Source organism: Pseudomonas sp. BF-B-30, assembly GCF_019956305.1.
GTDB classification, from domain to species: Bacteria; Pseudomonadota; Gammaproteobacteria; order Pseudomonadales; family Pseudomonadaceae; genus Aquipseudomonas; species Aquipseudomonas jessenii.
The window spans coordinates 66,306-80,294 of the sequence record NZ_JAHBDG010000011.1 but is presented as its reverse complement, the minus strand read 5'-3'; the positions used below and the strand labels follow the sequence as shown (position 1 = coordinate 80,294).

Sequence of the window (13,989 nt, the reverse complement as noted above, 5' to 3'; positions counted from 1 at the left end):
GCTGTAAAAACCGAAGAGCGCGTATCAGTTCACGCCTGCAACTCTTCCAGCTTTTCACAGCGAGCATTGAAGGCCTTAGTCAGTTGCTCAACGCTCTCCATTGGCACCAGAAAGACCATTACCTTGACCTGCTTGATGTTCTCCGGGAGCTGCGTGGTGAACGTACTGAAATGGGTCTCGATCTCTGTCTTGAGATTGTTTATGTAGTCGGCGAGCCAGCCTGATGAGAGCGCATCACTGTCGTAGGTCAACAGGATGGGAAAGCAGAGGACATTCAGCATGTCATCGACCGGCGAGTTGTGATGCAGGGCTTGGTTGAAGGCATCTGCTTTTGGCTGGTGATGTAAAGGTTCGCGCAGAGAAATGATGATTTCGCGTTCTGCCGACAGCACCGTCTCTGAAATCGTTTCGTCAAGGACTTCGCAGATATCTTCCAGCGTTGCATCCATGTCGTTTGCTTCGATCAGGCGAGCAAGGCCTAGCCATAACTGATCATCCTGGCCAGGTATCTGAACGATATGAGCGTTACCAAACTCCGATAGCTTGCCGGCGGATTTGTAGAAAACTTTGCACGCTACAGGTTCGCTGTTTTGGCGGCTGCGCAGGATGGCATGGAGAATCAGTTCCGCGATGAGCCTATCGCGCGGGAGTTCACTGTCGCTGAAGGCACTGATTGACCGGGCGAGAATTGCTTCGGCGTTGTGCGCAAGGATGTTCACGATCTCGCTGGCCTTGAGGGAAAACTCGGGTAGCCATTCGATGAGATGCTTTGCGAAGTTTTCGTGCCGCCATTTCCTCAGCGCATAGCGCACGTCAAAGCCAGAAAATGAATGCAACAAGCCCTCCGTCGTGCTGGCGTGAAACTCGACCAAGAATGGATCCGGGCGCTTTTTGTAGGGTTTGGATGTGGCCGTTGACTTGTCATCAGCCTCGTCTAATAGCTTCTTCAAGTGAGCCAGCGTGGGCTCGCGAAAAATGATCTTTGATGCAGCAGCAGTCTTCACGCTGGCCGTGGCAGCCTTGTCGGCCATCTCCAGGAATTCGTCGTAAATTGCCTGCAGCTGGGTGAAGTTGGGCCGATTTCCAAGCCCTTCCGCAAGCTGGGACAGAGCCTTGATATTGACCGCTTCCAGCGCCTCGACATCACCGTATACCTGCCAGACACAATTTTTTGCCCAGTAGGAGAAATCTCGTTTTTGGGAGGAGACGAACGTCTTAAACACCTTTAGCAGTGCCTTGCCTCGGGTAGTAGTGGTGTCAGGCAGAACCCGCTTATCCAGCTCTGTTTTGAAGCCTTCAAGAATTTTTGCGACGTCGCGCTTGGTCACAATTCGGAAGCGGGCAGGGCCCGGGCGCACATCGCATTTCAGTGATTTGTGCAGCAGGGAAGAATCGGCCTTGATACCGTCTAGCGCGATTACCTCCTGCCAATTCCACTTGTTGTCACCTTCGGTCGTCTTGACCTGGATGTACTCGTTGACGCGCTCCCCTGAACAGTGGAACACAGCGACGATATCGTCCGCTGTCTCGCATTCCACCTGGGAGTAGGTGCTATCGCGGAGCATCTTGAAAATGAAGGTGACGGCTACGTGGTCTTGATACTTGAAGCCTTGCCTTGCCGCAGGCCCACCTTTGTTGGACGGGCTAGAAATTCGCACCATGACATCCCTGTATCGCAAGAAATATTGCTCGAAATCAGACGGCCGCACGAGCTCTAGCAGGAGAGGCGAGAGGGGAGCGGTGCCTGTAAATCCGTTCAAGCTACCACTAATGGCAATTGGCCGACTATCCCTACTTCTGGATCATTGGGCAAACTTCTGGACAAAACGTGCGCATCCTTCAGGATCAGAAGTTGACCGCTTCACCGTGACAGATTGCTCACCAACGGGCAGCCCTAGGCTTGCCCACGCTTCAGTCGGACGTGTAAGCAGGGCCCTCAAAGGATGAACGCAGGCATTGACACTACTGAGGGTTAGGCAAAGGGCTAATCTAAAGCCTGGAAACTATTAATCTGGAAGGCGGGTAAAGCATGGATATCGGTTTTTTCCTGAATCAGCGCACTGCCTTTATAAGGCACTTTTTTGATGAGGCCTCGGCCCCATTCGTTGAAACGATGCGGAAAATAGAGGCAGGAGAAAAACCATTTGAGGAACCAGACTTCGATCCGGAGATGGCGACCGGTGAACCAGCATTCACAGAAGAATGGCTTCGTGCTCAGACTGGATTGGAGGTAATTGGTCAAACCGCCGTGTCCATGTTGTCTGAGACCCTGAAGATTTTTTTTGTTACTCACGAAAAGAACGCTGGCCTGGATTGCGTGAAAGAGTTTGGCCCAGATCGGTTCAGCAAAGGATTCCTTCGTGGTTACCGTACCTGCTTCGCGCATCACGGCGTTGACTGGAGCCAATGCCCCGTAGATTTCTCTATCTTGGAGCAAGTTGTATTGGCAAGGAACTCTAGTCAGCACGTCAGTTGTATAACGTCCATTCGCGCTAACCACACCGTAAAAGCGCTTCGTAAGCACCCAAGCCCTCTTTTTGTGAATGAGTACGAGACAGAGCTGATGGAGTGCCTAGGGGGGAGCTGGATGATCGAGCCCACTGTTCATGTGACACGCGAGACGCTAGAAAGGGCAATCGGAGAGGTAGAAAAACTAGCTGCCTGGCTGGAGGATGATTAGACGGGAGTAACCTAGAAACCGAAACATCGTTAATTCTGACCATAACGGACGGATCTCATCGCTCGATGTCATGGAGCTGAAGGCAAATACTCCTAGCCAGTAATTTTGTGCGAGAGGCAGTATTCACCGCCTATAAAAAGGGGAGGCGAATGCCGGATTGTCTGCATCACGCCTCGCCTCTGTCCAATTCACGTCCTAGGGGCAGTATATCGCTCCATGTTCCAACAAATTTCAGGTAGGCGCCCAGCTTCATTAAGGGGCGCACACTGCACTCTCTGCTATTCAGTTTCTTGTCCTCCTTAAGATGTCTATGCCGCAGAGTACGGTGAAAATCTCAAGCTGCGCCCCATGTTTGCAATTGCCTCCGGCATTCCCTCCGTAAGACTGAGTCCTTTCATCGCACGCTGATGCAGTTGATGTAGCACAAGGGTATTGAGCTGGGGGCGCTGAGACCCGAGTCTGAGTTCGTCCATGTCCGGTACGACGCTGCCGTAGTGTGCTTGGCGGACGATAATGTGTCGCCAACGGTCAGAGGCCTCATCTCGTGCTCCCGAAAAAACGTATACGGCCGCTGCGGCTATGGCATCAGCGATCTGGATACCGTGGGTATCATGCGAGGACGCGAACTCTATTGGGCCCGACAGATTGAATGTGATGGGATGCTCCTCGCCCCCAAAATCAGATGTAAGCTTTTTGGTGTTGCCGACCATCGCATTGAAGAGCTCTTGGTTGTGCCGCAGCGGCTTTGAGTGATCACACACTGCCGTAAGCACATCATGCTCGCTTCCCCAGTTTGCCAAAAGGGTATAGAGGGCTGTGTTGGTTAGATCGAGCACCCACTTGCCCGTTTCACCGTCAGTCAAAGACTCCAGTTCGCTCCGGATATCCTGGTGACGGACTTGGGCAAACTCACGAATCAGCCTGATGGTATCGGAATGCTCCGCGACTGCTGAGGAGGAGAAAATGGTTTCGAGGTTTTGCCCCGTGCCTTCCCGCATCAGGCTTTCGAACTCAGAAAAAAGCTCTTCCGCGCCCGCGCCTCGGGCGGTGAACTCCATATAGAGAACGTTTGCGATGAAGCGGTGGAAACCTATCCCATAGAAAATGGAATTGATGCTGGAGTAGCAGGGTTCAAAAATATACTCATGAAATTTCCCAGCGAGGGCAAATTTCTTGTCAGAGATGGAAATTTTGATTCGGCCATCGAAAGCATCCAGTACCTCCGTAATGACCTTCCTGCCCTTCGAAAATTTCACCAGATTTGCGCCTTTGAGCTCGCCACCTTGAATGTTGTACTTTTTGGTGAGTTTCTCAACCAACGCTCTTGCCTCGTCGTCGTCAGTAGCAACCGAGGCGTAAGCAAAGTAATTTTGCTTGGGGTGTAGCAGGTTGTTTCCGGTAAAGCCTGACTCATCGAAGTAGATTTTTTGCGACATTTCATGTTCCTTATGTGGGGATGTCGACGGCCGGTGACAGCAGCGCATGATGGGCGCATGCAGGAGAAAAATTCCACACCTGCATTGGTGGTTACCTAATGGTTTGGGGATTCCTCAATTCTGGCGGCAAGGTAGTCATACCAACGACGTCGACTCAGGGGTGTTGATGGCGGACGAGTATTTGAGATCTCACTCGTCGCCGAGTCATCACCTGCCCGTTGGACGTTGCGAAGCTATCCGCGCCGCTATATACGCTGAAGAGAATTCAGACTGGTCGACCGTACCCCGCGTTAAGCTCTCGTTAATAGCGGAGTAGATTCGCAGACCCTCTCCAGGCTCAATAGCCTCTAATTTGGCACACTGTGCCCCCAAAAGCCTGATAGCTTCCCTCTCAAGGTGTTCGTCCATCCTGGGGCCGTGATGGGCCTCTACAAGCAACAGGTAGACCCTCCAGGCTCTATTCGCGGAAGGTTTTGGCAAGTCCCCCATCAGTGCGGCAGTGAGGATCAGCAGAGTGATCGTTTCAAGGCCATGCGGAGGAGCATCCTTCTTCATGGCTGCTTTGACATACCACTGCCGCAGCAGCGCTGCTAGGCCGATGTCTGAAAGTAATTTCTCTTCTATGAGAGTGCGAAGCACCGCTGCGGCATGCCCTAGGGTTTGTTCAAATGGAGAGCGATAGTCCCATAGTGCCGAAATCACAGAGACAAACCCATGCTCGGCATCAAGGATTTCTACACCTTGGCGTACTGTTCTTGCCGATTGGAGCGCTGGAGGGAGCAACAGCAAAATATCAGGTAGCTGTACGACTACACCGACTCGCCATTCACAAAGCTGGGCAATTTTCCGAGCTTTCTCAATAGGGGTGAGCACCCCAACCTCTACTAGGGCGGCCAAGATATCGAGCGTGCAGACTCCATCGACTTCGGACTCACCGGCGCAAAAAACTCGGAACGCATAGTCATCAGAGTAGAGCCTGAACCGTTCGGGATCTGTAGCGCATATCTCCGCAATTTGAGCATTGCTTCGGCCAATTGATGCTGGGGTCGACGCCTGGCTCATTCCTTCTGATGGTGACGGCTGTAGAATCGAAGCGAGGTGAGACCTCAAGGCTTTTTGTAGGCCCAAGCATTTACCTCGCAACGGGCTTCCGAACAGAGGATTTGTAAACTCTGCGAGCTCCTCCATGGTGGTTTTAGAGACCGCAATTGTGCCAAAGAAAGTGACTACTGCTTCGATCAACTCCAAGTCGTAGAGGACTAACAGCGCCGTCCAATCCAGCAAAGGCACGCGTTGCCGTAGGGCATCTGCACCGGGTGGCTGCCAGCCAAGCTCGGTTAGCATTGAGAGATGGAACTGTCGATCATCACGGCTCGACACCTTGGCAGTTTCCCAGAGGTGCACGACATCGCAGATCGAGGAAAGAACAAGTCGCGGGCGCCATGAGAAAGGAATGGTTTTGAATCCTTGCTGCAAGGCGTATTCGAGCCGTTTCTGGAACGCCTCTCGATCGGGGGTTAGACCAGTTAACGCCTTCAAGCTTTCAATCAATTCCGTGTCAGAGGAGCCATCTCGAATTTCTCCTCTCCTGAGCATCCGAGAATTGGGGAAATTTTTGAAAAATGCGTCAGCGCGTGCGCGGAATTGTTCTCGATCACTGGCGAGGTCTAGGTCAGTTTCTCCTCCCAGCGAGGAACTCAGGTGCATCATCAAGTAGGCGCCTTCCTGGCTCTCTATGTTCTGATCTACCAGGTCACCGGCCCGAAGGGCGAGTTCAATGAGCCTATTGCTCGTCGGATCGGCGAATTGAATCAGCGTGAACAGCAGCTTTACGCATTCGAGCTGATCCTGTCTGGACTTTGCAGTTTCAAGAGCCTTTTCGGCTGCCTCGACAGCGTCATCGACATAACCACATCGAGTGGCGATGGTCACGTAAGTATTCAGAGCCAGTTGATCATCGGATCCGGTGGCTACGATCCTAAGCAATCGATCGCGGGCTTTTTCTGTTTCGCCCAGGTGATCAAGTGCCAGCGCCTCGAAAGCTGCCATACGATCTCCAGGCTCTACTCGAACTCTGTTGCTTCGACACAGCTCCAGAAGCCCTGGCCAATCTTGGAGGGTCACCAATGCCAGCCCCAAGCGAGCCGCCATTGTTGGAGAGAGCAACAGATGTTCAGTGATCTGCTCGGAGAGACGCACGCAATTCAGTGCATGTTCCGGATCGGTGGGGTTAACCTCGTGAAAGAGGGTGAGCGCTAGGCTCAGAGGCCGATCCAGCTCTTCATAGCTCATGAGCAGAGACTTCAGCGCCTCATCCTTCGCCAGACTGCTGATCTCCAGTGCGAGGTAGAACCGCGCGAGTGCGGCCTGGTCTTTCAGGTCGGGATGTGATTCGAGCACCTCCATCCACTGTTTCACGAGGGCAGGCTGAACTGACTTGTGAGCGGAAAGGGAGGCGGCGATTGCGGCTGGCCCAAACAACGGATGGCTACGATCCAGGGAGTCGATGTACGAGCTAAAGCTTTGGCAGCATGCCCTGAATTTTCCGGTCTCATAGAGCAGGAGCGTGTTCCAGATCTGTTTGTCTGGTGATTCAGGCAGGTGATTGTTTGCTACTAAAGCGAGACTGAAATTCGACAACTGGCCCGCGATAGCCCTCAGCGCCTCGTGGATATTGGGTAAGCCAGGGCGTGTCCGCGTAGCATCAATCAGGTCTGGGAGTATCGATTCTTGCTTGCCAAGTGCCGAGGCAGTAGCCGCCCATATGTCTGCGATCTGCTCAATATTCGAATCCCAGCCGGCGGCTTTCAGGGACGCTACGGCATCGGTAATCGCAGACCAAGCATCCTCAAGTTTTTGCAGGTCTACACCAGGTAGTCCTGCTGGCGGGATGAAGTCATTCCTGTCTGTGCTGGCGGTGGCGACCGCTAGAGAAAATTTTGCACGGGCCCTGAGCAGCAGCAATAGTTGACGGAGTTCATGAGATGCATCGCAAGCCGCAAGGCCTGCCTCGCAGTCCGTCAGTGTATTTGCCGGCTCACCTGACAACCAATGTGCAAAAGCTCTGACGAATGATCTCTGAGGCTCTGGAAGGGGGGCAGCAATCTCAAGCGCAAGTTCGTAACTCCCTTGAATCGCATACAGCCGCGAACGAGTCGCGACAATTACAGGGTCATCCCCCTCAAGCAGATCGTGCAGCTCTGGAAGTGAAGCTTTATCGCTTTCGAATCTGATGCGTATTTCGGCTTCCACCCATGCGGCACGGTATTTGGGTGAAGCTTTTGCCTGATACGCTTTCTGGTAAGCAGAGATCGCCGCTTGATTATCGCAAGTTTCAACCTGCCAATTACCGCGCAGACACCAATACTCTGCCAGTTCAAGCTCATTAGAGTTTTTCAGCTTGGACTCTGCCTCGTCGAGCTGGATGAGTGCCCGCTGCAAAGCGTTTACCCGCAGGTCAGCCCTTGCTTGGGTCAGGTTCCAAGCGAGCGTACCGCGTGCAGGGTTGACCCAATACTCTTCTGTGGAACCTGCAAGTGCGTCCATCAACGCGGAGCCTCTGGCGGCTACCCCTTGTACCACGCCCTGAATCAAGGTTAGGCGGTCGTCTGCTTGCATCCCAGGGTGTGTTTGTTCCGCACGTAGGCTAAGGGTATGCCCCGCACGGGACAGCTCATTCTGGTAGCGAATGTCCTCGGAGAGATCCGTTGATGCCTTCAAACGGTTCTTCCTGGACGCTCGGAGTGTGACGAACTTCTGCTCGGCAGGCAGCTCATTTACCTTGATGCGAAGTAGTTCATCTCTGACCCATACATAGTGAAGCGGACAATCAACAGGGTCGTCATCAGCCGAAAGGTCGCAGATCACCAAGAGCACGGGTTCAACCGCTCGCTCGTAATAGCGAACAGTCGTTGCCTTCAATGTTACCGAAATGTATTCCCCGTCCGCCGTAATGTTTGGGGAACGAGTACCCTTTAGTTGGATGCGAAAAATATCTGTCGCCTGTTGATTAGGCGTGGTTTGGACTTGAAAGTCATAGCCGTAATCGTCAGTTCCCTCCAAACTTTGCAATCGCCAGTCTTTAGGGTGACGAGCCATGAGGCAACGTGTTGCATCGGCATTGATATCGTGCTGATCTCCCGTCCCAGGTAAAGGCCCGTCAACTGGCATAATGCTTCCTCTGCATTGTCTGAAGGAGGTTCTGAAAGCTTGTAGAATTTGTTCCCGCCGCCAAAAGGGGGATGCGCTTTCTGAGAGAGTATACAGCGAGCAGCATTGACCTCGTCGCAGGTCGCCAGATCATCATTTTTTTTCATGTCGATCTTACGGATAGGCTCCCGCCCCCTCATTTGACATCCCCCCGTGGGACAACCTGTTGTAGACGCCTGCTGAGTTGCGTCAGCGCTTTGGCATCAAGTCGTTTGAACTCAAATCCAGTTGGGTCGTAAGATCGAGTCGGCCAACCTGCATGGAGTCATAACCTTGCCAAACGTATTCTTCTCTTATTGTCATGCTGACGAGGCGTTGCGAGATCAGCTCGAAAAACAGCTTTCCATGCTCAAACGTCAAGGCGTTATCGAGACCTGGCATGATCGAAGAATCAATGCCGGCCAGGAGATCGATGCTGCCATCGATGAGCACATCAACACCGACGAAATCATCTTGCTGTTGGTGAGCCCTGATGAATGTTTATGGTGCTAACGGAAAGCTTGATTGGTATTTTCGCAAGACTGTATCTGCAAACTCCTAAGCTATCATGCAATGTTTGATTTGGTGATATTTGTATTAAGTAAGGTTTGGCTTAAAAGTTGCTGCTGTATATCTTTCTTCCAATGCTTTAATGATGTGTCAATATATGTGTATTATTGTGGTGATGAAGGGGTGGTTTTTTTGTCTTTTTCGTGCGTTGAGACTTGATCTTGCTCGGAGGGTGGTCTAGGTTATTTTCATCGTAAGCAGAACTTAATCAGTCCTGATTGAATGCTCTTCCGTAGCATGAGCGAGTTCTTATCCATATGTGGAGAAATGATGAAAGATGAAGTCGGCAATAAAAACATTTCTCGAATCGCTCATTATTTCCGGGATGTCGATTCATCTACCGATTCATGCCCTGAATTCATGCCGGATTATTTTTCGACAAGCTGCTACGTGGAAGAAGGATATTGGCCAGCGCGCTTTCTTCTTAGGGTGGCAATACGTTTTCACCACGTGTGGGTAACCTTTGGCATTAGGGAAGGAAGCGAAACAATCCATGGTGAACAGCCTGCTGTGTGCTTTTCTGATTTCAATTTGGCTGACCTGATTGCGGTCAGAGATGGATTATCAGCAAGCAACGAACACGTAACTCAGTACGCCATCACTTTTCCTACTCGGTCAGCGGAGCTAGCGGGCGCGGAGCAGGTCATTCGAGGAGGCGATTTGCGAGCCTTTTTGCAGCAGGAGAGTGCTCCAAGGTTCGTGACGGAGGATGAAGTTGTTCGCAAGACGTTCCGATACATCGAGGATCAGCTAGGTCTCTTCAAAGACCAGCCCTCCCAGCTGGAATGGCGATGGCCCTATACCGGAAATTATCGCCGTGCGGTCGCCAAAATCGAGGCGGAAGGATTTGAAGGGAACTCGATCCCAGGGTTGGATTTGGCTCATGAGAAATGGTCAGGAATAGGGGTGATCGTATCCACTGAAGCGGACGCTCTTCGGCTTCAATACGACATTTTATCCCTGGTAGACCAAGGGCTCGTTTCGCAAAGCCATTTCGACCACCTTCTAGTCTGTGATCGGCTGCCGGCGAGCTTGAGCGGGCTAACTGAAGCAGAGATCAGTGCAGCGGTCAGTACAGCTAGCTTCGACTTTAAGTCGTGCATGGTTATTTCAGATGAGGCTGCAGCCGCCGCCTTGAAAGATTTTTCCGGGCGAGTACTTAATCTCGAACAGTCGACCTCGAAATCCAGATTACGGGAAAGTGGTGGCTGCTGGGTGTATTTCGAAGACAACACCCACCCCTATGTAAGGGCGTTATTGAGCGCAGGTCGAGTTGTAGTCAATAAGTTGGGGCGATACCTCGGAAAATTGGTGGAGCTGGATCGCCATCGAGATCTGAGGGAGCGGGAGAATATCGTTAAAGTTCTATGCCAACAGTTGCAGGAGGAGCATGGCGTCGTGTGCAGCTATTACAGCGTACGTAACTCCTGGCAACCCGATGACATGCCATCCTATTGCGGCCGGCCTTGGAGCGGATTATATCGAATCACTGACGAGCAAGATGATGCGGGTGAGGATGATGAAGGTTGAAGGTTGAAGGGGCGCTGAGACGTCGAGATATGGGAGAGTCAAGCCCTGGAGCCCGGTGGTGTCTCACGTCAGGGCGGCAATCGTAGCCTGACGTTGACCGTATAGTCTTCATAGCCTTACCAGGTAGAAGCCCGCATCACTTATCTCGAGCTCTCACACGCTGGCAAGCGCAGGCATGATCATTGAAGCCCACGGGGCCGAGACGTTGGCGCCAGGCTTGGCACGCACAACACATAGTCGGCTGTTGGCCCTCCTATATGCCATCTCCTCGCGTTGAGATACGGCACACCTGGCAGGAAAGGACAGGCAACCAATCTAGCATCATGCTCGAGCTGTCTTGCATCGTATTCACTCCATGATGCCCAAGCCGCGCTGGGATAACAGGCAACAAACTCTCCGAGTAGCTGGTCAACTTCCTGGTAGCTACTCGCGCTAAATCCGGCCACCTCTGGTAATGAAATTAGCCGCTGACGCTCACAAATGGGGAATGCCAGAGCCTGTCACCAGAAATAATGCTGTCTCGGTAAAAGACCTTTTTGAGTGTGCCGCAATACCTTGTCGTGAGTATGGCCATCATGCTGATTTCAAGATGATGCGCACCAATATGGTGCGTGAAGCTCGCGAGAAAGTGGATAGATCGCCGGCGGCCATTCAGTCCAAGATAGCCCAGAGCCAATAGCTGCGGAGGGGCCCCTTCAATCAGCTAAAGGATGAGCAAGTTTTTGCTCCTCAATTTTTAAAAATCAAAGCTGCCGACAATATAAGTCTAAGAAGGAGTTGTCATGCGTAAATTCAGTTTTCTGATTTCCTCCACGCTAGCACTAGCATTCAGTAGCGGCCTGCAAGCGAAGCCCACTGTAAGTATTTACAATTGGACGGACTATATTGGCAGCACCACACTCGCGGACTTTCAAGCAAGCACCGGCATCGCGCCTGTGTATGATGTCTTTGACTCAAATGAAACTCTGGAAGGCAAGCTGCTCGCAGGGCGTACCGGCTACGACGTTGTAGTTCCATCTAACCACTTTCTTGCTCGTCAAGCTAAGGCGGGGGCCTTCCTCGAGCTAGATCGAAGTAAAATTCCAAATTGGAAGCATGTTGACCCAAAACTGCTTCAGCGACTTGAACAGAATGACCCTGGTAACAAGTATGCCGTCCCATATCTGTGGGGTACGAACGGTATCGGGTACAACGTAGAGAAAGTCAAGGCAGCATTGGGAGTGGATAAGGTCGACTCTTGGGCAGTATTGTTTGAACCCAAGAATCTAGAAAAGCTAAAGCAATGCGGGGTGGCGTTCATGGACTCGCCGGATGAGCTTTTCCCCGCCATGCTGAATTATCTCGGCATGGATCCGCGCAGTGAAAACCCTGCTGACTATGCAAAGGCAGAGGCACGCCTTATGGAGCTGCGGCCGAGCATTACTTACTTCCATTCTTCTAAGTATATTTCTGACCTGGCTAACGGAAATATCTGTGTCGCGTTTGGATACTCTGGCGATGTGTTTCAAGCTGCGGCACGCGCGCAGGAGGCCAATAATGGCGTGAAGATCGCTTACTCTATCCCGAAAGAGGGGGCGAACATTTGGTTTGATTTGCTTGCTGTTCCAAAGGATTCAAGCAATCCGGATCAGGCTTACGCTTTCATAAATTACCTGATGGATCCCCAGGTGATTGCGAAGGTTAGCGATGAAATCGGCTATGCCAATGCTAACATTGATGCCAAACAATTTATGGATAAAGCTGTAGTAAGTAATGAGGAAATCTATCCGCCTCAGGATGTACTAGATAAGCTTTATATTTCTACTACGCCAAGTCCAAAAATTATGCGCGATATGACTCGTTCGTGGACAAAAATCAAGTCTAATCGATAGGTTTAACTCATGTCGGCTAATCAACACGCACCATCGTATTACGCAGCTACGGCACGTAAGCAAACATGCTATCCGCCCCTTGAAGGCAATCATTCCGTCAACGTATGCATCATTGGCGGGGGGTTGACCGGTGTCAACACCGCCCTGGAGCTGGCCGAGCGTGGGCTGTCTGTGATCTTGCTTGAGGGGAGACAAATTGGATGGGGAGCTAGCGGGCGTAACGGCGGACAGTTAATCCGGGGTATTGGTCATGACGTCTCGGGATTCTCACGCTATGTCGGAGATGAAGGCGTACGATACTTGAAACAGTCAGGTTTGGATTCAGTTGCCCTCGTTGCTCGTCGGATTCAGCAATACGAAATCGAGTGCGACCTGCGGTGGGGGTTTTGCGACCTTGCGAACACTAGGTCGCAGTTCGAAGCCTTTGAAGCAGAGCGAAAAGACCTTCAGGATCTCGGTTACAAGCATGAAACCCGCATTGTTCATCCTGAGCAGCTTGGTGAAATAGTCGGTAGCAAGATTTACGCAGGCGCGATGGTTGATATGGGGTCAGGGCACTTGCATCCTTTAGATCTAGTTCAGGGTGAAGCAAGAGCGGCAAGTAAATTAGGCGTGGCTATTTTTGAGAATAGTCCTGTCTTGCACATTAAACATGGCAAGTCTGTGATCGTAAATACTGCACAAGGGCAAGTGAGGGCAGATACCCTAGTTCTAGGCTGCAATGCCTATCTAGATGAGCTAGAGCCACAGTTAAGCGGTAAAGTACTGCCAGCTGGAAGTTATATAATAACAACAGAGAAGCTGTCAGAGGAGGTTGCACAGAGTATCATTCCCCAGAACATGGCGATGTGCGATCAGAAAGTTGGATTGGATTATTACCGGTTGACTGCTGACAGGCGGCTATTGTTTGGAGGGGCTTGTCATTACACCGGTCGCGACCCGAAGGATATCTCTGCTTACATGCGTCCTAAAATGCTGAAAGTGTTCCCCCAGCTAAGCAATGTGCACATTGACTATGAGTGGGGAGGGATGATTGGGATTACTTCAAATCGCTTCCCCCAAGTAGGTTGTTTGCAGGAGCATCCTAATGTTTTCTACGCACAAGGCTACTCGGGCCATGGCTTAAACGTGACCCACTGGACTGCTAAATTACTGGCAGAGGTGATCTCGCATGATTCCACTAAAGGCTTTGAAGTGTTCAAAGCGGTGCCCCACATCACTTTCCCTGGTGGTAAGGCTTTACGCTCGCCACTACTTGCGTTGGGCATGCTTTGGCACAGGTTGCGCGAGACCCTAGGCTGAACGGGTTGAACCAAAGGTGAGAACCAAATGGCGTTCGGTCGGTAAGGGCAACGTGAAGTTTACCGCCTTCTGCTCGCACGTCGGTGGACATCTCAAATGGATGCCTGCTTTGCTTGCTCTTCCTGCTAACGCCCATACAATGAGAGATTTCCCGCTGGGTTACTTCGAGAAAGCTTTCAACATAATTTAGCGCTGCCTCTGTGCCCAGAAGATGGCAACAAAGGTGTTCCCCAACCAAGTAGCCGATCTGGCACGGCCGCGCTTTCTCAATGAGCCACATGATGTTGTCATTTGTTTGACCAATGAGACGCTCCGCACTAGCTTCGGTGAAGGTAGGTGGGGGGCTAGATGGGTTTGGGTTATCAATTGCAGTCGCATTAATAGCAAGCGAAGCGCACATACGCTAGAGAGG

General features: G+C 51.6%; 8 protein-coding genes. 5 read left to right on the top strand and 3 right to left on the bottom strand.

From position 1 onward, the window contains the following. Positions 1-29 precede the first annotated feature (29 nt). Positions 30-1,661 carry a dsDNA nuclease domain-containing protein gene (locus tag KGB29_RS06870; RefSeq protein ID WP_223616271.1) on the bottom strand — a complete coding sequence of 544 codons (1,632 nt, stop codon included), beginning with the start codon at positions 1,659-1,661 and terminating at the stop codon, positions 30-32. A gap of 368 nt (positions 1,662-2,029) precedes the next feature. Between KGB29_RS06870 and KGB29_RS06865 the strand changes: the two genes are divergently transcribed. Beyond that, on the top strand, positions 2,030-2,680 hold the full coding sequence (locus KGB29_RS06865) for a hypothetical protein (protein WP_223616270.1): 651 nt from the start codon (positions 2,030-2,032) through the stop codon (positions 2,678-2,680). 308 nt (positions 2,681-2,988) lie between these two features. Here the strand turns inward: KGB29_RS06865 and KGB29_RS06860 are convergent, their stop codons facing one another. After that, positions 2,989-4,116, bottom strand: a complete 1,128-nt coding sequence (locus tag KGB29_RS06860) for a DUF3800 domain-containing protein (protein ID WP_223616269.1) — start codon at positions 4,114-4,116, stop codon at positions 2,989-2,991. A gap of 207 nt (positions 4,117-4,323) precedes the next feature. Beyond that, positions 4,324-8,286, bottom strand: coding sequence for a DUF4365 domain-containing protein (locus KGB29_RS06855; protein ID WP_223616268.1), 3,963 nt, complete (start codon positions 8,284-8,286; stop codon positions 4,324-4,326). 312 nt (positions 8,287-8,598) lie between these two features. Here KGB29_RS06855 and KGB29_RS06850 point away from each other — a divergent pair, with 312 nt between their 5' ends. From KGB29_RS06850 to KGB29_RS06835, 4 genes are all read left to right on the top strand, one after another. After that, on the top strand, positions 8,599-8,817 hold the full coding sequence (locus tag KGB29_RS06850; protein WP_223616267.1) for a toll/interleukin-1 receptor domain-containing protein: 219 nt from the start codon (positions 8,599-8,601) through the stop codon (positions 8,815-8,817). Between the two features lie 327 nt (positions 8,818-9,144). Further along, positions 9,145-10,404, top strand: a complete 1,260-nt coding sequence (locus KGB29_RS06845; RefSeq protein ID WP_223616266.1) for a DUF4427 domain-containing protein — start codon at positions 9,145-9,147, stop codon at positions 10,402-10,404. A gap of 782 nt (positions 10,405-11,186) precedes the next feature. Then, positions 11,187-12,275 carry a polyamine ABC transporter substrate-binding protein gene (locus KGB29_RS06840; protein WP_223616265.1) on the top strand — a complete coding sequence of 363 codons (1,089 nt, stop codon included), beginning with the start codon at positions 11,187-11,189 and terminating at the stop codon, positions 12,273-12,275. 9 nt (positions 12,276-12,284) lie between these two features. Next, positions 12,285-13,577 (top strand): NAD(P)/FAD-dependent oxidoreductase, encoded by a 1,293-nt coding sequence (locus KGB29_RS06835; protein WP_223616264.1) that lies wholly within the window; start codon positions 12,285-12,287, stop codon positions 13,575-13,577. Positions 13,578-13,989 lie beyond the last annotated feature (412 nt).

Bases quoted from the DNA above. Each gene is read 5' to 3' on its own strand.
- KGB29_RS06845 (WP_223616266.1), top strand. From the start codon at position 9,145: ATGAAAGATGAAGTCGGCAATAAAAACATTTCTCGAATCGCTCATTAT.
- KGB29_RS06835 (WP_223616264.1), top strand. From the start codon at position 12,285: ATGTCGGCTAATCAACACGCACCATCGTATTACGCAGCTACGGCACGT.
- KGB29_RS06870 (WP_223616271.1), bottom strand. From the start codon at position 1,661: ATGGTGCGAATTTCTAGCCCGTCCAACAAAGGTGGGCCTGCGGCAAGG.
- KGB29_RS06865 (WP_223616270.1), top strand. From the start codon at position 2,030: ATGGATATCGGTTTTTTCCTGAATCAGCGCACTGCCTTTATAAGGCAC.
- KGB29_RS06840 (WP_223616265.1), top strand. From the start codon at position 11,187: ATGCGTAAATTCAGTTTTCTGATTTCCTCCACGCTAGCACTAGCATTC.
- KGB29_RS06855 (WP_223616268.1), bottom strand. From the start codon at position 8,286: ATGCCAGTTGACGGGCCTTTACCTGGGACGGGAGATCAGCACGATATC.
- KGB29_RS06860 (WP_223616269.1), bottom strand. From the start codon at position 4,116: ATGTCGCAAAAAATCTACTTCGATGAGTCAGGCTTTACCGGAAACAAC.